Genomic DNA, 19,714 nt, shown 5'->3' on the forward strand with positions numbered 1-19,714 from the left:
ACCGGGTCGCCGTGGCTGGCGTCCTCGGTGTTGGGGTTCTTGATGTCCAGGTTGTAGCCGCGGGCCTTGATGTCGGCAATGGGCACCCGCCAGGCGTATTCGTTTCTCCTGCCGGTCATGCCACCACGCCTTCTCCAGCTCGAACTCCTCGATGCGGATGGGCCGGGTCTTGGTGTACTTCTTGTAGCCCGGCGGCAGCGGGTGCTCGAAATACCACACCGCCTGCGTCGGCGTGCCCTTGGTGAAGAAGAGCAGGTTGGTGTTGATGTCGGTGTAGGGCGCGAAGACGCCGTTGGGCAGGCGCACGATGGTGTGCAGGTTGCAGCGCTCCAGCAGGTGCTCCTGCAGCCGCGTCTTCACCCCTTCGCCGAAGAGCGTGCCATCCGGCAGCACGATCGCGCCCGGCCGCCGTCGCCTGAGCAGTTGCACGATCAGGGCCAGGAAGAGGTCCGGCGGTCTCCTTGGTCTGGAACTGCGGGAAGTTGCTCCACGCCCGGCTCCTCCGTGCCGCCGAAGGGTGGGTTGGTCAGGATGATGTCCCGCGGTCCGCGTCGCCGTAGCTGCGATAGGGCCGCCGCGCCAGGGCGTTGTCGCGGGCGATCTGCGGCGTCTCGATGTCGTGCAGGATCAGGTTGGTGATGCAGAGCAGGTGCGGCAGCGGCTTCTTCTCCACCCCGCGGATGCCCGGGCCGAGCTTCGCCAGGTCGGCCGGGGTCCCCGCCTGGCGCTTCAGGTGCTCCAGCGCGCAGACCAGGAAGCCGCCGGTGCCGCACGCCGGGTCAGCACCACCTGGCCGAGCTGCGGGTCGGCCATCTCCACCATGAACTGGGTCACCGCCCGCGGCGTGTAGTATTCGCCCGCGTTGCCCGCGCTCTGCAGGTCCGCAGGATCTTCCTCGTAGAGGTCGCCGAAGAGGTGCCGATCCTCCAGCGGTTGAAGTCGATGCCCGCGATCTTGTTGATCACCTGGCGCAGCAACGTGCCCGGCTTCATGTAGTTGTACGCGTCTGCGAAGACTCCCGCACCACGAAAGCCGCGCGGATCATCACCCGGCCCCAGCGCCAACTCCTTTCAGGCCGGGGAACAGACCGTTGTTGATGAAGGCCAGCAGCTCGTCGCCGGTCATCCCCTCGTCATCCCCCGGCCCAGTTGCGCCAGCGCAACCGTGCAGGAATCGGCGAGACGTAATGCGGCCCGATCTCGTACTCCTGCTCCTTGTCGTCAAGATCTTCAGGAAGAGCATCCACACAAGCTGCGAGATGCGCTGCGCGTCGCCGTCCACGCCCGCGTCCTGGCGCATGATGTCCTGGATAGATTTGATCAGGGTGGAAATAGACATGGGATTACGCAGGCTCCTGGTCGGGGGATAGCGCGGCCTCTAAGCTCCTCAATCGTTGGCATACCTGCGCAGGCCCTCCGGCAGCGCCCGCGTCAGCTCATAGGCCGACACGCCAATGGGCTTGCTCCAGATCGGGGCGTACTCCCACGATCACCCGGTTCTTCTCGCGGCACAGGATGGGGCCGATGGCGGGCTGGTCGTGCTCCCCCGCAGGCGGTCATCACCCCCCGACGGGTAGAAGTTCATCTTGCCCGCGTCTTCCGGCTGGAGCGCGCCGCTCTTCAAGTCAATGACCACAAAGCAGTGCAGGCGGAAATGATAGAAGAGCAGGTCGGTAGAAGTCCTGGTCGCCGATCTCCAGGTGGTACTGGCTGCCGACGAACGCAAAGCCGATGCCAGGCTCGAGCAGGAGGCGCGCAGGTGCTCGATCAACGCCGTTCAGATCGCTCGTGGGCCTCCGCACCCAGGCTGAGGAAGTCGAAGGTGTAAGGGTCGCCAATAACTGCTGGGCCAGCTCTGATTGAGGCTGGGCAAGGTGCGTGCGAAGTTGCTTTGGCCGCGCCCAGCCGCTCGTGCAACGCGTGTCAATCTGATGCACCAGGATGTTGCGGCTCCAGCCGTTCTCGATGGCTTTATGGGCGTACCAAGATCCGTTCTGCTTGATCGGCAATGCGATCAAGGCCGGACGTTGTGTCCCCAGGGCAATTGTGCAACAACCTGTTTTCAAGTTGCTCGTCCGGCCACGCCTCAGCGAACGCCCGCATGTACTTCAAGTTGCGCGCGGAAAACCCCTTCATCTCCGGGAAGGCCCGGCGCAAATCCTGCGCCAGCCGGTCAATCACCTTCGCGCCCCATCCCTGCGCGCCCTGCTGGGCCAAGATCTCACGGCCGATCTGCCAGTAGAGCAGTACCAGCTCGCGGTTGACGGAAAGCACAGCCCGCACCTGCGCGCCGCGGATGCGTTCCTGCAAGCCTGCCAGAAGCGCAGCATAATTGAAGGGTATTTCCAGTTCGGAAAAAGGCATGATCGTCTCGCTTTCCAGGCGGCGATAAATCTCCGCGCCAACGCGGCCAGCGCCTCGAAGTAGCGTTTCTTGCCGCCGAACGCCTTCAGGATTTGCACCGGTTGGCCGATCCGGTTCAGCGGCGGCAACTGGAGCACCCCGGCCGCCTTGTTCTCGTCGCGCGCCTCTTCCACGGCCGCGATGCCCTGGTCCGCGTACTTGTCCAGCAGCGCTTCCAACGTCCGCCGCGCCATGCCGCCGTATTCGTCGAACAGGGCGCTGCGGCGCGCGCTGCGCGCGCGCTCGCCCCGCGTCAGCGGCGGCCGGTCGAACGCCACGTGACAGATCAGGTCGAACGGGTCGAGATCGGCGTTGGCGGCCTCCCGCAGCTTGTCCAGCAGGAAGCCCTGCTCCAGCAGCTCGGCCAGCAGCGCGTCCTTGCGCGCCGCTGCGTTCCAGCGGGTCAGGAAATCGTCCAGCGATGCGTACTGGCGGCGCAAATTCTCACGGCTGAACTCGCGGAAGGACGCGGTGCGCAGCTCGCCGTTGCGGTCCAGGTACTGCACCCGTTCGGCCAGGATGCGCACCTCGACGCCGTTTACGTAGTATTTGGCGCGGCGCTGCGGCCGTTCCACGATGCGCGCGCTGGTCTCCTGGCCCTGCCCAACCTGGTAATCGGCGGCCGGGAATTCGGCAGCGTCTGCCGTCTCCGGCGGCACGGCCGGATCGTCCGGCCCCGGCTCGTAGACCTGCACCGGGTCGCCGTCGAACGCGGGGTCGGCGAAGAGCCGGGTCACGTTGCGGAAGTCCATGATGGTGAAGTAGGTCTTGCCAAAGTCCTCGCGGATGCGCGTGCCGCGGCCGATGATCTGCTTGAACTCGGTCATCGAGTTGATGGTCCGGTCCAGCACGATCAGCTTGCAGGTCTGCGCGTCCACACCGGTGGTCATCAGCCGCGAGGTGGTGGCGATGACCGGGTAAGGCTCCTCCGGGCTGATGAAGTTGTCCAGTTCGGCCTTGCCCACCGGGTTGTCGCCGGTGATGCGCATGACATAGCGACGATTCTCATTCACCAGGTCGCCGTTCATGTTGGCGATGGCATGGCGCATGCGCTCCGCGTGCTCGATGTCCTCACAAAAGATGATCGTCTTCTGCATGCGGCCCGTGGCGCGCAGATATTCCGTGACGCGCCAGGCGACGAGCTGCGTGCGCTCGTCAATCACCAGGGTGCGGTCGAAGTCGCGGGAGGTGTACCATTCATCAGGAATCGGCGCGCCGTAGCGGTCGAGCTGACCCTGCCGCGGCCGCCAGCCGTCCACGTCGCGGTCCAGGTCAATGCGGATCACCTTGTAGGGGGCCAGGAACCCGTCGGCGATCCCCTGGCGCAGCGAGTAAGTGTAGATCGGCTCGCCGAAGTAGTCCATGTTGGAAACGTCCTTCGTTTCCTTGGGCGTGGCGGTCAGGCCGATCTGCGTGGCCGAGGCGAAGTATTCCAGCACCTCGCGCCAGGCCGAGTCCGCGTCCGCGCTGCCGCGGTGGCACTCGTCCACGATGATCAGGTCGAAGAAGTCGGGCGAGAACTGGCGGTAGATGTCCTGCCATTCCTCCGTCCCGGAGATCCCCTGGTAGAGCGCCAGGTAGATTTCGTAGGACTTGTCCACCTGGCGCTTGACGACTTTGGTCATCTTGTCGCCGAAGAAGCGGAAGTCGTTGGTCATGGTCTGGTCAACCAGGATGTTGCGGTCGGCCAGGAAGAGCACGCGGCGCACCTTCTTGGCGCGCCACAGCCGCCAGATGATCTGAAACGCGGTGTAGGTCTTGCCGGTGCCGGTCGCCATCACCAGCAGGACGCGCTTCTGCCCCTGGGCAATGGCGCGCACCGTCCGGTTGATCGCCACCTCCTGGTAGTAGCGCGGCGCGCGGCCGTAGCGGTCGTAGTAGTAATCTTCCGCCGCCACCTTCGCCACCTCGTCGGCCATGCCGGTCTGCCGCATGGTGCGCAGCCACAGCGCCTCCGGCGAGGGGAACTCATCCAGCCGCAGCTCGCGTTCCAGCGGCCCATCTGTCAGGGTGCGGTCGTGCTCCATGAAGCCGTCGCCGTTGGAGGTGTAGACGAACGGCGCGTCCAGCAGCGCCGCGTATTGCAGCGCCTGATCCATACCTGCGCTCAGGCTGTGGTTGTTATCTTTGGCTTCGACGATCGCCAGTGGAATGCCGGGTTTGTGTGAGAGGAGGTAGTCCACCGTTTGCGCTCAGCGCTGCGCATGGACAGCGCGCCGCGCACGATGACCCGACCAGCGTCGAGGGTCACTTCCTCGCGGATTTGACCCGGCTTCCATCCCGCGTCCTGGATCGCGGGGGTGATGAAGCGGGTGCGGATTTCCTGTTCGGTCAGCAGCTTCTTGTTCATTTAACGTTACCACGCGTCAGGCGCTGCCGAAGCGCCTGGCACAGCTCTATTTTGCCGCGCCGGCCGGCAGATCTAGCCGTTCGTCCACCCACTCGCGCAGCAGCGCGCTGAACGACTTGCGGGCTGCCACAGCCTCTGCGTGCAGAATGCCTTTCATGAAGTCGCTGACGTAGATCGTGATGGCATTGGGGTGGTCGCCGTTATCGCCTTGCTCGAACCGTTCGAAGTAGTCTGTCGGGTACAGGTAATCCTCACCGGATTCGTCAACGACGCGCAACATCGCCCCGTCGTTCTCGACCGGCGGCGCCAACCTGTAGACCTGCCCTACCTGCAAATCGTCCAGGACATCATCGAACGGTTTTCCATCCTGGTCGTAGATGAACGTTTCGTTCTTGACACAGCGAACGTATTTCATGCGAGCCTCTCCAGCCGATACTTGTCCTTCATGCGCTTTCGCCCAATCCCGTGCGCTTCGAACCAATGTAGCTCCACGAGCCAGGTTTCGCCGTTTTCGTATTCAACGATAGCGTAGCCTTTGAGCTTCCGCCAGTTCCCATGACCGTAACGCCGGTCGAGTTCTCGTCGCACGTCCACGCCACTGCCTTTGGCAATAGTTTGGATGTCCCTGATCTCACTGACGATCTTGAACTTCATTGCTGCGGACTCCGATGTGACCTCTAAACGGCCCTGACCCGGAGATTATACCTGGAACACAGGCCCAGGTCAATCTACCCAAAAGGCATTCTTGATGTCATAGCGGCGACTTGACGCCTTCTTGTTTTGTGGTATGGTCATTCCACCAAACGAAACCATCGAGACTGACAACAAGAAACGATGCCTCGAATCACACCGCCAGAGAGCCCTGGTTGGCGCAATTCGTGGCTTTCTCACCATATCAACTCTCGCTTTTATGGAGGAGCCGCATGAAAGACCTGGATAGGATGGATTCCCAATGGGTTGAGATGGTCGCATCGAAACCGGCACACGTTTTGTTCCGCGGCGGCGCTGAACGCCTGGTTCTCCTGGTGACCATCGCTGTGATGGCGGTAACGTTCATGGCGATCACAGCACTGGCCCCGATGCCCGCGGCCGGCAGCCACAACGGCCGCGCCGAGATCAGCACGCCTGCAGTCTCGAGAGCGTTCTTCCCCCACGTGCCTCACCAGCCCACGCCGACGCCGACGCCAACGTCAACTCCTACCCCGTTGATCGAACTGGTTGGGCAAATCGGCGGTTTCATTCGGGCGGTGGAGGCGCAAGGGGGCTACGCCTACGTCGGCGTTGGACCGCGCTTGCTGATTCTAAATGTCAGCAACCCCTCCCATCCTGTGCTGGTGGGACAAAGCCCTGTCTTGCCTACCTTTGTGAAAAGCGTCAGTGTTGTGGGCGATTTTGCGTATGTAACGAAAGGGTACGGTGGTTTACACATCATTGACGTCAGCGACCCGGCCAACCCCACCCTGCGCGGCGCGTACGATACGCCAGGGCCTGCCTGTGGCATCAGCGTGGTGGGCAGCCTGGCCTATGTGGCCGATGGGGACAGCCTGCAGATCATTGACGTCAGCAACCCGGCCAACCCGTGCTCCGCGGCAGTTATGACACGCCCGGATATGCCTACGGCGTCAGCGTGATGGGCAGCCTGGCCTACGTGGCCGATGGGTATAGTAGTGGTCTGCAGATCATTGATGTGAGTGACCCGGCCAACCCCACCTGGCGCGGCGCGTACGATACGCCAGGGCCGGCTTATGACGTCAGCGTGGTGGGCGGCCTGGCCTATGTGGCCGATGGGTACGATAGTGGTCTGCAGATCATTGATGTGAGTGACCCGGCCAACCCCATCTGGCGTAGCGCATACGATACGCCAGGGCAGGCCCACAGCGTCAGTGTGGTGGGCAACCTGGCCTATGTGGCCGACGGTAGCCGCGGACTGCAGATCATTGATGTGACTGACCCCGCCAACCCCACCTGGCATAGCGCATACGATACGCCAGGGCAGGCTTATGACGTCAGCGTGGTAGGGGATCTGGCCTATGTGGCCGATGAGCAGGGCGGCCTGCAGATCATTGACGTGAGCGACCCGGCCAATCCCGCCTGGCGCGGCGCGTACGCTACCTCAGGGCAGGCCTTTAGCGTCAGCGTGGTGGGCAGCCTGGCTTATGTGGCCGGTGGGCACATTAGCGGTCTGCAGATCATTGATGTTAGCAAACCCGCCCACCCAGTTTTTCGCGGTGCATACGATGCGCCAGGGCCGGCTTATGACGTCAGCGTGGTGGGTGGTTTGGCCTATGTGGCCGCTGGGCGGAGTGGCCTGCGGATCATTGACGTCAGCAATCCGGCCAACCCTACTCTGCGTGGCGCATACGATACACCGGGGTTTGCTCGAGCCGTTAGTGTGGTGGGCAACCTGGCCTATGTGGCTGATTGGGATAGTGGCTTGCAGATCATTGACATCAGCAACCCGGCCAACCCTACCTGGCGCGGTGCGTACGATACGTGGGGGGCTACGGGCGTCAGTGTGGTAGGCGGTTTAGCCTATGTGACCGATTGGGGCGACGGCTTGCAGATCATTGACGTCAGCAACCCGATCAACCCTATCTGGCGCGGCGCGTACGATACGCCGGACGAGGCCTGGGGCGTCAGCGTGGTGGGTGGTTTAGCCTATGTGGCCGATCACATCAGCGGCCTGCAGATCATTGACATCCGCGACCCGGCCAACCCCACCCTGCGCGGCGCTTACGATACGCCGGAGTATGCCAATGAGGTCAGCGTGGTGGGAAACGTGGCCTATGTAGCCGATGGGAGCAGCCTGCAGATCATTGACGTGACTGATCCGGCCAATCCCACGCTGCGTGGCGGGTACGTTACACCAGGGTTTGCCTTTGGCGTCAGCGTCGTAGGCAGGCTGATCTATGTGGCCGATCAGGAGGACGGCCTGCTGATTTTGCGTCTGCATTGCCCAGGTGTCCACAAAGACGGCTTTCATGCGGCCGGCCTGCCGTAGAGATAGGACGGTCAGCGCCGCAGGTGATAGGGCACGTCAATGATGACGCGCTGGAAGCCTTGCCGGCGCCGGCGGTAGAGGAGCGCGGCCTTGAGCAGGCGGGCGGTCTGGTTGTGCAGAATGCCATGCCAGCGTTTCGCCGGGACGAATTCGGGCAGGATGACGACGGCGAGTTGCCCGTCATGGTGCTCGCTATCGGTCGCGTCCAGGTAGTCCAACAGCGGCCCCACGAGCGAGCGGTAGGGGGATGGCACCACGACCAGTGGCACGTCCGGCCACCACGCTTCCCATTCTTGCTGGATATGCGCGCCCATGCCTGGCTCCAGCTCCACGTAGACCGCGGTGATGTCCTGCGCGATAGTGCGCGCAAAGCCCAACGCGTCCACGATGCCGCGATGGATGCCGGAGATGGGAATGACGACGCGCGGTGCGGGAAACGGCTTGAGCGACGGCGGCAGGCCGCGCAGCGAAAGCTGGCTGGCGACCGCGCGATAGTGGCGGCGAATTTGCCCGAATCCGAGGGTGAAGGCTGGAATGACGATCACGGTCAGCCAGGCGCCGTCGCGGAATTTTTCCAGGAGCACCACCAACAGCGTGACGGCCGTGGTCACTGCGCGCCCAAGCCGTTGATCGCGGCCTTGAGCTGCCAGCCGCGCCCGTGCGTCCGCCCAGTGCCGCCCCATGCCGATCTGCGAAAGGGTGTAGGCCAGGAAGGCGCCCACCGCAAAGAGGGGGATCAGCGCATGGCTGTGGCCGCGGGAGACGACGATCAACGCGCCGGTGATCAGCGTCAGCCATAGAATGCCATTGGCAAAGACCAGGCGGTCGCCCAGGCCGGCTAACTGGCGGGGCAAGAAACCGTCGCGCGCCAGCAGCGCGGCCAATTGCGGGAAGCCGGCGAAGCTGGTGTTGGCCGCCACGGCCAGGATCAACAATGTGGTGACCTGGATGACCCAGTAGGCCGGCCCTGTGCCGAGGATGGACCGCGCCAGGGCCGAGAGGATGGTTTCCTGCGGACCGCTGATGACGGCCAACGATTGCGTGATCCAAATGCTGGCCGCGAACAGCACACTCATCAGCGCGGCCATGACCAGAAGGGTGCGGCCGGCGTTCTGGGCGGCCGGGGCGCGAAAGACCGGCACCCCATTGCTGACCGCCTCGATGCCGGTCATCGCGGTGCAGCCGGTGGCGAACGCGCGCAGCAGCAGGAGCAAGGTCAGCGGTTGCAGGGCCGGCGGGGCGGTGGCGGCCAGTGAGACAGGCCCTTCGCTGATCACACGCCAGGCGCCAAAGGCCAACATGGGGAAGTAGCACAGCAAGAACAGGTAGACCGGGATCGTCATCAGGCTGCCGGTCTCACGCACGCCGCGCAGGTTGACCAGGGTGATGACGGCCAGGATGAGCAGGGCCGCGGGCACCCGATACGGCCACAGGGCGGGTGCGGCCGAGGCGATCGCTTCCAGGCCGGCGGTCAGGCTGACGGCGGCCGTCAGGACGTAGTCAACGAGCAGCGCGGAGGCCGCCAGCAGGCCGGGCAAGGTACCCAGGTTTTCCCGCGCCACCACGTAGGAGCCGCCGCCCGACGGGTAGCCGTGGATGGTCTGATAATAGGAAAGGGCCACGATCAGCAGGAGGGCGGTGATCGCCAGGCTGATGGGCCAGGCCTGGCTGAGGCCGACACTGCCCGCGACCACCAGGGCCAGGTAGATTTCCTGGTTCGCGTAGGCGAGAGACGAGAGCGCGCTGGGTGAGAAGGATGCCAGGGCGCGCACTTTGTTCAAGCGTGTCTCGCCGAGTTGTTTGGTGGGAACCGGGGAACCGATGAGAAGATTTTTCAGCGTATCGAGCATGACGAGGTCTTCACCCTCCGTGCATGGAGTATAGCCCATCGCGCCGCGGGCGTCCAGCGGAGAGAATCACGTGTGGGCAGAGCACATGCCATCCCATTGATCAAGTGGCTGGTCCCCTATGCACAAGGCTCACCAGCTTGACTGGTGAGCCTTGTTGCCATCGTCGTGTCGGGGCGAGAGGATTTGAACCTCCGACCTCACGGACCCGAACCGTGCGCGCTAGCCGAACTGCGCTACGCCCCGAACAGGGCAAACTATACCACATTACCCCTGTTCCGCAAAATTGGCCGGCCAACGCGCGGGGCCTATCCTGCCCCGGCGGCCCGCTGACACCATCGCGTTGAGCGTCTTTGCCAAATCAGGGGCCTTATGCTAAACTAGTTTCGTTCGCACGAGGGCCACAAGCCCTCGTTCTTTCTGCCCGCGGCCTGACCGGGGGCAAACCCATAGAAAGGAGGCACGCGGGCCTCTATGAACGAGTACGAACTGATGATGATTGTCCGCACGGAGTTAGACGAAGAGGGTGTCAATACGCTCACTGAGCGGATTGCCGAATTCATTCGCACAACGGGTGGCGAAGTCATCGAAACCCAACTGTGGGGCCGCCGTACGCTTGCATATCTCATTCGCAAGCAGCGCGAAGGAAACTACATCCTGATGCGAATACGGTTGCTACCATCGGCCACAGCAGCGCTTGAACGATCGCTGCGTCTCAACGAAAACGTGCTGCGCCACTTGCTCACCACCAAGCCGGTGTAGGCATATCGGCCTTGAGAACGTCAGCCCTCTCCGGGGCAGCGTACTTCTCCGTTTGGCATTGACGGGGAATGATGATGAGGAGCCAGACACATGCCACGAGGTTTGAACAAAGTCATGATTATCGGCCAGATTGGCCATGATCCTGACATGCGTTACACACCCAGCGGCAAACCCGTGACGTCATTCAGCGTGACTGTAACGCGCACCTGGGTGACGGCCGAGGGGGAACGCCGTGAGGCCACCGAATGGTTCAACGTGGTGGCCTGGGGAAACCTGGCAGAAATCTGTAATCAATACTTGCGCAAAGGCCGGCGCGTCTACGTGGAAGGGCATTTGCAGACCCGGAGCTGGGAAGACCAAACCGGGCAAAAGCACTTCCGCACCGAGTTGGTTGCCAATGAGATGATCATGCTCGATGGCCGCCCCGGCAGCAGCGAAGTTGATTATGCCAGCAGCGATGAAGAAGAGAGCAATTACTAATAGTCTATCCGAATAACTACTTTCGGGCGCCTTATCGAGGCAAATGTCAGGTTATTCGGAGAGGCACCAAGTTAGAGCAGGAGTAAGACTGTGGCTACGAATTTTGACATCGTAGATGATGATTTGGATGAGCCGGGCGATGAGCGCGGCAGTCGGCCGTTCGGTAGTCGCCCTCCGCGCGGCCGTGGCGGGCCGCCCGGCGCCGGCCCTGGCGGACGGCGCTTTGGCGCCGTGCGTCGCCGTGTGTGCGCCTTTTGTGTGGACAAGGTTAAGTTCATTGACTACAAGGCGGTGGATGTCCTGAGCCGCTATGTGACCGAACGCGGTAAGATCCGCCCGCGTCGCAAAACCAGCACCTGCGCCCGCCATCAGCGCGAACTGACGGTCTCGATCAAACGCGCACGCTATCTTGCCTTGCTGACGTATGTCGGCGGGACACAAGGTTAATTCTCTAACCAGGAGCGCCAGGCTGCATGGCAAAGCGAGATCGTTCGGTCAAAGAACCGACCAAAAAACAGACGGCCCTCAACCGGCGCGAGCGTGAGCTACAGCGCCGCGTCCTGCTTGGCGTTGGCATTACCGGCGCCCTTGTGGTCATTCTGCTGGCGACCGGGCTGCTGCAGCAGTTAGTCCTGATCCCCAATTCGCCCGTGGCCAGCGCCAATGGCGTAAAAATCACGACCGACCGCTATCAGGCCCGCGCCAAATATGAGCGGGCGTTACTCGTGAATCAACTGGCGCAATACCAGCAGATTCAGGAACAGCTCGACCCAGGCGGAACAAACAACTTCTTCGGCTCCCAGATTCAACAGCTTGAGCAGCAGTTGAGCAGTCCGGAGACGTTGGCGCTGAGTGTGCTCGACAACATGATTGATGAGACACTGATTCGTCAGGAAGCCGCCAAAGCGCGGCCTGAGCGTGGACCCCGCTGACCTGCAGAAGGAAGTCCAGAAGAACTTCGGTTACGAGCCAGACGCGACCCCGACTCCGATCATGACGCCAGCTACGATCACCTCGACCCAGGTGGTGACAACCTCTGCCGGCGTGACGGGGACCCAGGTGGTCAGCGTCACGGTGACGCCTGCACCGACCGCCACCCCGTACACCGAAACTGAGTACCAGCGTATCTACAAAGAGACGTTGGACAATATCAAGCAGTCCTCTGGCGTGACCGAGGCCGAGTTCCGCGCCCTGACGGAGAGTCGCCTGTTGCGCACCAAACTGCAAGAGATGGTGACCGCGGACGCGCCCACGACCGAAGAGCAGATCAAGGCGCGGCATATCCTGGTTTCGGTGGCGGACACCGCAACCGATGACGAGAAGAAGGCAGCCGATGAGAAGATCAAGGCCGCGCTGGCGCGTCTCAAGAACGGTGAACTCTTCGACGCGGTGGCGAAAGAGGTCTCCGACGACAGCACGGCCGCCAATGGCGGCGACCTGGGCTGGTTCGGCAGGGGGCGCATGGTGGCCGAGTTCGAGGACGCGGCCTTCAAGCTCGAGGTCGGCCAGTTCAGCGACATCGTGACGTCGCAGTTCGGCTATCACATCATCATGGTGACGGAGAAGGACCCCGCCCGCGCCCTGGATGAGAGCGCCCTCGGCGCCAAGAAGGATCAGGCGTTCGAAGAATTCCTGACCAAGCTGCGCGATGAGAGCACGATCGAACGGACGTGGAATACCAGTAAGATTCCGCCCACGCCGATCGGCGGCTAGTTTTCTTGCGCCACACCACGTAAAGAGAGAGCCGGGTTTCCAAAGAAACCCGGCTCTTTTCTTCTGATGCGATCTGCAGAATGGACTAACCCAGACGCTTCTTCGCCTCAGCGGTCAGCGCCGGCACGATCGTGAACAGGTCGCCGACGATGCCGTAGTTGGCAATGCCAAAGATGGGCGCTTCGGCGTCCTTGTTGATCGCCACGATGACCTTGGACGACCCCATGCCGGCCAGGTGCTGGATGGCGCCTGAAATACCGCAGGCCACATACAGATCGGGGCGCACGGTCTTGCCGGTTTGCCCAACCTGGTGCTTGTACGGAATCCAGCCCGCATCCACGGCCGCGCGGCTGGCGCCCATGGCGCCGCCCAGAGCATCGGCCAATGCCTTGATCGGCGCAAAACCTTCCCGGCGCCCTTGACGCCGCGACCGCCGGAAACGATGATGCGCGCATCGCCCAGGCTGATCTCGCCACCGCCGACCACCTCGAAGCTGTTCACGCTGGTCCCGGCCTGTCCTTCGGCCAGCACCGGCGCCACCTTGACTACCTTGCCCACCAGACCCGGATTGGCTTCGGGCGCCGGGAAGGCGATTGCGCACGCTGGCAATCTGCGGATCGGCTTTGCTGACCACATCCACCATGATGTTGCCGGAGTAGATCGGCCGCGTCGCCAGCAGGCGCCCGTCACGCAGCGCCAGATCGAGCACGTCGGCCGCAACGCCTGTGTTCAGATCGCAGGCCACTGCACCGCTCAGGTCGCGGCCCGCGCCCACTGGCCGGGAAGAGCACGATGGTCGGCTTGACCTCGCCAATGACCTTCTTGATCACCTCGGTGTACGGATTGAGACGGAACGATTTCAGGCTGGGGTCATCGCACACGTAAACGGTGTCGGCCCCATAGCTGATAGCCGCCGCGGCCGCGGCATCCACACCGCTGCCCAGGACAATGGCGCCGGTTGTGACGCCCAATTCGCTGGCCAAGGCGCGCGCCTTGCCCAAAACTTCCACGAGGTGCTGGTCGGTCTGCCCTCGAACTGTTCGACCCAAATCATGACTGACATAGTGATGTCCCCCTTCCTTTAGAGTACCTTGTCGGCCAGCAGCCGATCCATCAGGATGGAGGCTTGCTGCTCCACAGTGTCGGCCTTGATCATGACGCACTCGGTTGCGCGTGCCGCTGGCTTGCGCATGTCAACCCAAACCATGACCGACCCGGCCTTGCCCACCTGACCCGCGCTCAGGCCCAAGTCACCCCCGGTCCAGGACGGAATGATGGCTTTGTTGGCCTTGCGGATGCCCATGAAACTGGGATAGCGTGGTTCGTTGATCTCGCGGGCCACGGAGAGCACCGCGGGCAGCGTGGCTGTGGTCGTCTCTTTTCCTCTTCCATGCTGCGCTCCACGGTGATTTGCCACCGCTGATGTCAACCACCTGAGTGACGCCGCTGAGGTAGTTGGCGCCCAACAGGCGCGACAGCCCCACCGACACCAGGCTGCTATTGCCATCCACCGCCTGTTTACCGGTGACGATCATCGGCCGCGCCATTCTTCTTGATCGCGGCTGCCAGGACACGGGCTGTTGCCCAGGCATCGCCATCTTTGAAGGCCTCGTCGGACAAGAGCACCGCATTGGCAACGCCCATCGCCAGCGCAGTGCGCAGCGCGGCGACCGCCTGTTCCGGGCCGATGCTCACCGCGGTGACATCACCGCTGAAACGCTCGCTCAGACGGATACCCTCTTCCAGGGCAAACTCATCCCAGGGGTTGACAACCATGGTCACGCCTAACTCGCCTGACTTGACACGCGCCAAATCAACCTTTGGGGTAATTCCGCCGTGTCAGGCGTCTGCTTGACGCAAACAACAATCTTCATACACCTCTCCCTTTGATTGGCCGGGGAATCGTGAGTATGAATTATGGATGATGCACCCACTCAAGCGCGATCGCAAAGTCACAAGTTTAACATCATCGCGGCTGCCTGCCATGAGGAAAATCATACAGAGGCAGTATATTAGCGGGCAGGCGCAAGGCCGTGCCCTACTCTCGACGTGCCAGGAAGGTGACCTCTTGCAGAAACAGGCTCTCTCCTTGTTGTGACACCGGCCCATCCGTGATGATCAGGCGCTCACGCGTGGTCTGATCGTACATGCCGCACACCAGGGTGTAGGTGCCGGGCGCCATGTCGGACGGCAACAGCAAGCGGTGTTCGTCGCGGATCGCCTGCCCAGGCACCCAGATAGAGGTGGAAGCCAGCCCCTCCGCGGGTTCGCCGTCGTGTTGCGCCACGATATTCCCACTGCGGTCGAGCAGATGAACGAACACCGTGTAGTCTGTGTCAACGTAACGGTGGCATGCCACTGCAGGATGACCTCCAGCGCGGTATCTGAGCGGCGCAGCGAATAGCCGAGCAGAAGGATGCGATCGCCCAGTTCCACGTTCAGCGGCCGTTCGGGGTCCGTGGCCGGTCGGGCGACATCGGGTAACATGCCGATCTTGCCCAGGGTCAGGGGCGGCGCCATTTCTTGCACTGCGCCGGTGACCTCGTGTGTGCGGTACATGCCGGCCAGTATGGTGTAGGCGCCAGGCTGCAGCGAAGATGGCAGGGTGACGGTGAAGACATCGCGCAGCAATTCGCCCGGCCGCCACAGGCTGGTGGGGTAATAGGCGCCGCCGGCCGGATGATCATTGCCCTGCGCCACCTTGTCGCCGGACGCAGCGAGTAATTGCACGAAGCCGGTGAAGTCGGCATCCAGTTTTGCTGCGGCTGCCAGTAGAGCGTGACGACCAGGGCGCCTCCCGGACGCAATTGATTGTTGGGATCGGCGCCATAGCCGATCAGGCGCAACGTCGCCCAGGCCCAGGTCAAGCGGGCGCTCCGGGGTGCGCGTCACCGCCGGCCCATTCCGCGCACCACCTGCCCCGTGGCGGTCAGGTCGAACTTCACATCCAGGCCCGGCATCGGTTTGATCAACACCACCGGCCGACCGCCGCCCAGACTCAAGGCACTCTCCACGACACGGGCCACATCGCTAAATCCCGAACCGGGCATGATCTGTGGGAAGAGGCCGGTCAGGTCTTGGTGCTGGCCCCGCACGAGCTGGTAGTACCAGAGCGGCGTCATTTCATCACGGTCGTTGCTGACCAGGATGGCATTGGCCGGGATTGGTTGGCTGAGAATCTGCTCCCACCACACCGCCGCCTTGTTCTGCTGGCTCAGGTCAAGCAGGGGAAAGCGCCAGACCAGCCACGCGAGAGGCCACACGAGCGGGATTGCCGGCACGATCAATGGCAGTCGCCCGATCTGGCCGCGCGCCAGCCGCGCGCCCGTTTGCACCAGCGCGGCCAGTCCGATCGCCAGCCAGATGCCGAGCACCAGGTAGACCGGGATGTACAGGACGGCGATGTCGCCGATGCCATAGAAGAGATTGAAGGCGAGCAGGCCCAGCAGGCCGCGCGCCGGTCAGGGTCAACATGCCCGCGGCGTTGGCGCAGAAGCAGATGGAGCACGCCCAGGGCCGCCAGTGCCAGGCCTGCGGCGCCACCGTTGCTCTCTGGCCCGGGTTAGCGCTTGGGGCAACCGCGCCAGCGCAGCCTCTGCTGTGCGCAAGGCGCCGGCAAAGGCACGCCGGTGGTCCATTGCATGAAGCCGCTGAGGCTCGATTCGTACAGTTGCAGCGCATGGCCGTTGCTCAATTCCACGCGGGCGTAGGGTGAACTGCGCACGCCAGGGAATGGTCAGATAGAGCAGCAACGGCAGGCCGGCGCAGAGCAGCAGGATCGTCAGGCGACGCAGCAGCAGGGCAATGGCGGGTTGCACGCGCAGCATGAAGAGCATGACGGCCGGGGCCAACAGCACCGTGGTCTGATGATGCGTCAGGCTGAGGCCGAACATGACGCCAGTGGCGTTGAGCCAGCGCCCCGCCGTGGCCTGACCGGCGCGTTGGGCGGCCGCCCAACGCAACACCAGATAGATGACGGCCAGCATCAGCACCGCGTTGAGGTGTAAACTTCGGCAATGACCGCCTGCGACCACCAGGTTGGGAGACCGCCAACAGCAGTGTGGCAACACGCCGCACAGCCACCGGCTGCCTGTTGACTTGGGTGGGGGAGGACGCGCAAGAGCAGGTGCTGCGTCACCAGGAAGAAGAGGCTACGCGACACCGCCCCACAGCACCGAAAAAGGCGTTGACCCGCGGGCCGGTTCGGGCCACCACGGCGTTGCCTGCGTCCACAGCCAGCCCAGGCGCCAAACAACGGGTAGCCGGTCGGGTGGATCAGGCCGCCGATGGGCAGGGCAAATTGCGCTCACCGGAATCGCCGAACAGCAACCCCGGCGCCATCGTGGCCCGTACAACGCCCAGCCGCCGACCATCAGCGCCAGGGCCAGCCAGCGCTGCGCCGGCGGCCCATCCACCGACCTGGTTGTTGCCTCGTCCAGTTTTTCCATGCTCGCGGTTCATCCTCACGGATGCATTTTCCATCCTGACGCGCAGCCCACGGGGAAATGGGCCTTGCCTGGGTTGCGCGACCTGCGGCGCGTTTGCATGCGCCAGGTCGCCGGATCGAGTCACAACGCTCACTGCACCTACCCAGTCCAGGGCGAAGGGGGCGCGGCAAGGCGTCGCCGCCCACCTTCAGATAGGCATCGCCGGGCGCCCGGGCTATATGGCGCCGACGCCATTCCCCGCTCCTTGCACACCGATCGCGGACAAACTGGCGCCAAACGCGCCGCCAGATCGGCCGGCAGCCCCAGAACGCCCCAGGGCTGCGCATGCCGCCGCGGTCAGGTGCCGCGACGGCATCTTCTTTCGTGGCAACCACCACCACCGCCCGGCCGGCACCTGCGCCAGGTAGGCGGTCAGCGCCTCGGCCTCGAAGTCGTTGGCCGCAGTGTCGAGCCGCGCTTGTCCGGCAGCGCCCGTCTTTTCATCCAGCACCGCCAGGTTGATGCGCGGCCGGCCGAGGCATCGAAGCGCTCGCCCTCTGGCCCGACCAGGGTAATGAAGGCCTTCGCTGAAGGCATGCACCTCGATGATGACCGGCGCAAGCCACGCCAGTCGCACCGATCAGGGCGCTCTCCGGCGGCGCGTTGCGGGGCCTGCGTCCAGCCGCTGGTCAGGCTGATGATGCTGGGGCCGCTGCCCCCGTCTCCTGGACATCGGGCACGTCGAACGTCAGCTCCTGCCAACCTGGCGTCAGGCTGCGCTGGCCCCAGGCGCAAGCGTTCAGAAAAGCCACCGCCAACGTTTGCCCAGGGCCGCCGGGGTAGCTGTAAGGCGTGACCCGCAGCGTCAGCCGCAGCTTCTGACCAGGCTGGCTGCACCGGCAGGAAGGGCTCAGTCTGGCGGCCGGTCATCCAAACTGCGCTGGCGCCGGCCAGATCGGCTTCATCCACATCCCGGTGGTCGCCGCGGTAGGGCAGGGTGTCCCGGCCGCCAAAATCGACATTTCCTCGAACGGCAGCGGCGGGGGCGCCTGCACCCGGCAGACCTGCACGCCATCGGCCTCGAAAATGGGCTGAGGATCAACCGGCAGCACCTGCAGGGCATAGTCCCGCGTCGCCTGCCAGGTGTCCCATACGGATAGCGTCCTGGCACCGGCGGGTTGACCACCAGGTAACGCACGTTGAGCAGGCTCACCAGCGCCGCGCGGCTGATCGCGGCAGCCTGATTCGCGAGGCGCGGAAGCGCGGGCGGGCGACACATCTCCAGGCCGGTCAACGCCTGGAAGAGCGGCAGGCGCTCGAAAATGGTCGATCCTGAAGGGCGGATTGCGCACCGCGTTACCGCCGATGATGGCTGACCGTGGAGATGTTGGTACCACTGCACGCGTGTATCTTCGGCCCCGGGAGACACGAAAGCCGTTGCGCCAGCCCGCGGCAGGAGAGCACCGCGCAACGGTCCCGGCCCCTGCGCCAGTTGGCTGTAGACGGCCGGCGGCGTGTCGGTCAGCGGCAGGGGCCAGGCGAGATGCTCCGAAGAGCACCGCGGCGGCCAGCCACACCGCTCAACCCGCGATCAAAAGAGGCCGGGCCGGCCCCGCCACCCGCGTGCGCAGATGTTGACTGCCCACCGCGCCCACTGCCAGCGCCAGCATCAGCGGGATGCTAAGCGGTTGGGCGTGCGGTTGGCGTTGATGAACGGCAGGTAGTGCGCAGGGCAAACGGCAGCGGGAGGTGACGCCCTCCGGCAGCAGGTTGTCCAGGTTGAAGCGCCACTGACGTTGATTTGCGCAAGGGGCCGGAGCGAGAGCAGCGAGCCTGAGCAGGGCCAGGCCGATCCAGCAGCCAGCGCCTGCCAGGCTGCCGGCCGGACTTGCTCCCAGCGGCGGTCAGGCCGGCCACGAGCGCCAGCGCCAGGTCACGATGCCCACGAAGCCGGCAGGCAAGCCGACATCGCTGAAACGGCGCTGCCGGTTTCAGACGCGCAGCGCCTGCGGCCAACTTTGCCCCAGCAGGGGATGCGCCCCCGGGTGAGAAAGCTCGCCAGGTCGTTGGAGAGTCTGAGCGCATCGCCCCAACCCTCCAGGCCGTGCAAGCAAGGAGCATCTCGCGCACGGTGGGCAGCAGTAGATAGCCGCTGACCAGCGCGGCCGACCGCCGGCGAGGGCCAATCGGGCCAACGGTTGTCCCCAGGTCGGGCGGCGGGCAGGCGGCGCGGCGTTGGCCGGGGCTGCATGGGCAGTAGCACCAGCAGCGCCAGCGCCAGAAGATGGCAAAGGTCATGTTCGGTGAGCAGGAGGAAGCCGCTGAAGAGGCCGGCCAGCACGGCCGCGGCGGCGGCTGGCCGTCGGCCTGCTGCCTTGAGAAACTCGACAGGGCAAAGTGGGCAGCCATTGCACGCTGGCGATGTTGTAATGACCGAGGGCCTGGTAAACGGCCCGGTTGGCGCCAAACGCGTAGATCAGCCCGGCCAGCAGCGCGGGGAAGAGTGGCGCGGGCGGGCGTTGATCCGCCGAGCGCAGCAGCCAGCGAGTTAGAAGAAACGCGCCGTAGCCGCTCGTCAGCGTGGCGAACCAGAGCATCAGGTTGCTGGCGAGGGGCACGTTGCCCGCCAGTTGCAGGGGCAGGCCCAGCACGGCATGAAAAAAGTTGTAGGTGTAGGAGAATCAAAGATCCAGCCAATGCGGATAGAAGAGCAGATGGGTGTGCAGCGGGCT

Annotated in this window: 24 protein-coding genes, 1 tRNA gene and 2 pseudogenes; 7 read left to right on the top strand and 20 right to left on the bottom strand. The window is 63.8% G+C overall.

All coding sequences use genetic code 11. From position 1 onward, the window contains the following. From IPF85_RS13935 to IPF85_RS13965, 7 genes and pseudogenes are all read right to left on the bottom strand, one after another. Nucleotides 1-1,338, bottom strand: a pseudogene (locus tag IPF85_RS13935) (class I SAM-dependent DNA methyltransferase); the annotation flags it as partial. Between the two features lie 150 nt (nucleotides 1,339-1,488). Further along, nucleotides 1,489-1,635 carry a hypothetical protein gene (locus IPF85_RS13940; RefSeq protein WP_343408710.1) on the bottom strand — a complete coding sequence of 49 codons (147 nt, stop codon included), beginning with the start codon at nucleotides 1,633-1,635 and terminating at the stop codon, nucleotides 1,489-1,491. Continuing rightward, nucleotides 1,625-2,017 carry a hypothetical protein gene (locus tag IPF85_RS13945; RefSeq protein ID WP_343408713.1) on the bottom strand — a complete coding sequence of 131 codons (393 nt, stop codon included), beginning with the start codon at nucleotides 2,015-2,017 and terminating at the stop codon, nucleotides 1,625-1,627. Before IPF85_RS13945 ends, IPF85_RS13940 begins: the two co-directional genes overlap by 11 nt. Beyond that, nucleotides 1,971-2,363 carry a DUF1016 N-terminal domain-containing protein gene (locus IPF85_RS13950; RefSeq protein WP_343408690.1) on the bottom strand — a complete coding sequence of 131 codons (393 nt, stop codon included), beginning with the start codon at nucleotides 2,361-2,363 and terminating at the stop codon, nucleotides 1,971-1,973. Before IPF85_RS13950 ends, IPF85_RS13945 begins: the two co-directional genes overlap by 47 nt. Nucleotides 2,364-2,410: 47 nt before the next feature. Then, nucleotides 2,411-4,752: pseudogene (locus IPF85_RS13955) on the bottom strand (DEAD/DEAH box helicase family protein); the annotation flags it as partial. Nucleotides 4,753-4,798: 46 nt separating this feature from the next. Further along, a complete protein-coding gene (locus IPF85_RS13960; protein WP_343408691.1) occupies nucleotides 4,799-5,167 on the bottom strand; it encodes a hypothetical protein in 369 nt (122 codons plus the stop codon). Then, complete coding sequence (locus IPF85_RS13965; RefSeq protein ID WP_343408692.1) at nucleotides 5,164-5,406, bottom strand: hypothetical protein; 243 nt, start codon at nucleotides 5,404-5,406, stop codon at nucleotides 5,164-5,166. The genes IPF85_RS13960 and IPF85_RS13965 overlap by 4 nt, the downstream gene beginning before the upstream one ends. A 269-nt stretch (nucleotides 5,407-5,675) precedes the next feature. Between IPF85_RS13965 and IPF85_RS13970 the strand changes: the two genes are divergently transcribed. Both IPF85_RS13970 and IPF85_RS13975 read left to right on the top strand, forming a co-directional pair. After that, nucleotides 5,676-6,383 carry a hypothetical protein gene (locus tag IPF85_RS13970; RefSeq protein ID WP_343408693.1) on the top strand — a complete coding sequence of 236 codons (708 nt, stop codon included), beginning with the start codon at nucleotides 5,676-5,678 and terminating at the stop codon, nucleotides 6,381-6,383. Then, the gene (locus tag IPF85_RS13975) at nucleotides 6,332-7,753 is read left to right on the top strand and encodes a hypothetical protein (protein WP_343408694.1); all 1,422 of its coding nucleotides are present in this window, start codon (nucleotides 6,332-6,334) and stop codon (nucleotides 7,751-7,753) included. The genes IPF85_RS13970 and IPF85_RS13975 overlap by 52 nt, the downstream gene beginning before the upstream one ends. 11 nt (nucleotides 7,754-7,764) lie before the next feature. Here IPF85_RS13975 and IPF85_RS13980 read toward each other — a convergent pair whose 3' ends face one another. Both IPF85_RS13980 and IPF85_RS13985 read right to left on the bottom strand, forming a co-directional pair. Beyond that, on the bottom strand, nucleotides 7,765-9,603 hold the full coding sequence (locus IPF85_RS13980; protein WP_343408695.1) for an APC family permease: 1,839 nt from the start codon (nucleotides 9,601-9,603) through the stop codon (nucleotides 7,765-7,767). Nucleotides 9,604-9,771: 168 nt separating this feature from the next. Then, nucleotides 9,772-9,846: transfer RNA gene (locus tag IPF85_RS13985), tRNA-Pro, on the bottom strand. Nucleotides 9,847-10,074: 228 nt separating this feature from the next. Here IPF85_RS13985 and rpsF point away from each other — a divergent pair. From rpsF to IPF85_RS14010, 5 genes are all read left to right on the top strand, one after another. Then, the gene (rpsF, locus tag IPF85_RS13990) at nucleotides 10,075-10,362 is read left to right on the top strand and encodes a 30S ribosomal protein S6 (RefSeq protein ID WP_343408696.1); all 288 of its coding nucleotides are present in this window, start codon (nucleotides 10,075-10,077) and stop codon (nucleotides 10,360-10,362) included. A 90-nt stretch (nucleotides 10,363-10,452) separates the two neighbouring features. After that, nucleotides 10,453-10,842 carry a single-stranded DNA-binding protein gene (gene ssb, locus IPF85_RS13995; RefSeq protein ID WP_343408697.1) on the top strand — a complete coding sequence of 130 codons (390 nt, stop codon included), beginning with the start codon at nucleotides 10,453-10,455 and terminating at the stop codon, nucleotides 10,840-10,842. A gap of 231 nt (nucleotides 10,843-11,073) precedes the next feature. Next, nucleotides 11,074-11,289 (top strand): 30S ribosomal protein S18, encoded by a 216-nt coding sequence (gene rpsR / locus IPF85_RS14000; RefSeq protein ID WP_343408711.1) that lies wholly within the window; start codon nucleotides 11,074-11,076, stop codon nucleotides 11,287-11,289. A 26-nt stretch (nucleotides 11,290-11,315) separates the two neighbouring features. Then, nucleotides 11,316-11,774, top strand: a complete 459-nt coding sequence (locus tag IPF85_RS14005; RefSeq protein ID WP_343408698.1) for a hypothetical protein — start codon at nucleotides 11,316-11,318, stop codon at nucleotides 11,772-11,774. After that, entirely contained in the window at nucleotides 11,761-12,555 is a 795-nt protein-coding gene (locus IPF85_RS14010) for a peptidylprolyl isomerase (RefSeq protein WP_343408699.1), read from the top strand. The genes IPF85_RS14005 and IPF85_RS14010 overlap by 14 nt, the downstream gene beginning before the upstream one ends. Nucleotides 12,556-12,640: 85 nt before the next feature. Here the strand turns inward: IPF85_RS14010 and IPF85_RS14015 are convergent, their stop codons facing one another. The 11 genes from IPF85_RS14015 to IPF85_RS14065 form a co-directional block, all read right to left on the bottom strand. Next, nucleotides 12,641-13,300, bottom strand: coding sequence for an electron transfer flavoprotein subunit alpha/FixB family protein (locus tag IPF85_RS14015; RefSeq protein WP_343408700.1), 660 nt, complete (start codon nucleotides 13,298-13,300; stop codon nucleotides 12,641-12,643). Beyond that, nucleotides 13,242-13,538 (bottom strand): hypothetical protein, encoded by a 297-nt coding sequence (locus IPF85_RS14020; RefSeq protein ID WP_343408701.1) that lies wholly within the window; start codon nucleotides 13,536-13,538, stop codon nucleotides 13,242-13,244. Before IPF85_RS14020 ends, IPF85_RS14015 begins: the two co-directional genes overlap by 59 nt. 98 nt (nucleotides 13,539-13,636) lie before the next feature. Continuing rightward, entirely contained in the window at nucleotides 13,637-13,972 is a 336-nt protein-coding gene (locus IPF85_RS14025; RefSeq protein ID WP_343408702.1) for a hypothetical protein, read from the bottom strand. A gap of 101 nt (nucleotides 13,973-14,073) precedes the next feature. Then, complete coding sequence (locus IPF85_RS14030; RefSeq protein ID WP_343408712.1) at nucleotides 14,074-14,331, bottom strand: hypothetical protein; 258 nt, start codon at nucleotides 14,329-14,331, stop codon at nucleotides 14,074-14,076. 342 nt (nucleotides 14,332-14,673) lie between these two features. Further along, a complete protein-coding gene (locus IPF85_RS14035; RefSeq protein WP_343408703.1) occupies nucleotides 14,674-15,447 on the bottom strand; it encodes a hypothetical protein in 774 nt (257 codons plus the stop codon). Continuing rightward, entirely contained in the window at nucleotides 15,444-15,929 is a 486-nt protein-coding gene (locus IPF85_RS14040) for a hypothetical protein (protein WP_343408704.1), read from the bottom strand. Before IPF85_RS14040 ends, IPF85_RS14035 begins: the two co-directional genes overlap by 4 nt. Nucleotides 15,930-16,022: 93 nt before the next feature. Further along, a complete protein-coding gene (locus IPF85_RS14045) occupies nucleotides 16,023-16,625 on the bottom strand; it encodes a DUF2723 domain-containing protein (RefSeq protein WP_343408705.1) in 603 nt (200 codons plus the stop codon). 81 nt (nucleotides 16,626-16,706) lie between these two features. Further along, the gene (locus IPF85_RS14050) at nucleotides 16,707-17,003 is read right to left on the bottom strand and encodes a hypothetical protein (protein ID WP_343408706.1); all 297 of its coding nucleotides are present in this window, start codon (nucleotides 17,001-17,003) and stop codon (nucleotides 16,707-16,709) included. 214 nt (nucleotides 17,004-17,217) lie between these two features. Further along, entirely contained in the window at nucleotides 17,218-17,619 is a 402-nt protein-coding gene (locus IPF85_RS14055) for a hypothetical protein (RefSeq protein WP_343408707.1), read from the bottom strand. A 289-nt stretch (nucleotides 17,620-17,908) separates the two neighbouring features. Further along, nucleotides 17,909-18,379 carry a hypothetical protein gene (locus IPF85_RS14060; RefSeq protein ID WP_343408708.1) on the bottom strand — a complete coding sequence of 157 codons (471 nt, stop codon included), beginning with the start codon at nucleotides 18,377-18,379 and terminating at the stop codon, nucleotides 17,909-17,911. 897 nt (nucleotides 18,380-19,276) lie between these two features. After that, nucleotides 19,277-19,633 carry a hypothetical protein gene (locus IPF85_RS14065; RefSeq protein ID WP_343408709.1) on the bottom strand — a complete coding sequence of 119 codons (357 nt, stop codon included), beginning with the start codon at nucleotides 19,631-19,633 and terminating at the stop codon, nucleotides 19,277-19,279. Nucleotides 19,634-19,714: the final 81 nt, after the last annotated feature.

Origin of the sequence: Candidatus Amarolinea dominans (assembly GCF_016704685.1) — a bacterium.
In the GTDB taxonomy this organism is placed as follows: domain Bacteria; phylum Chloroflexota; class Anaerolineae; order SSC4; family Amarolineaceae; genus Amarolinea; species Amarolinea dominans.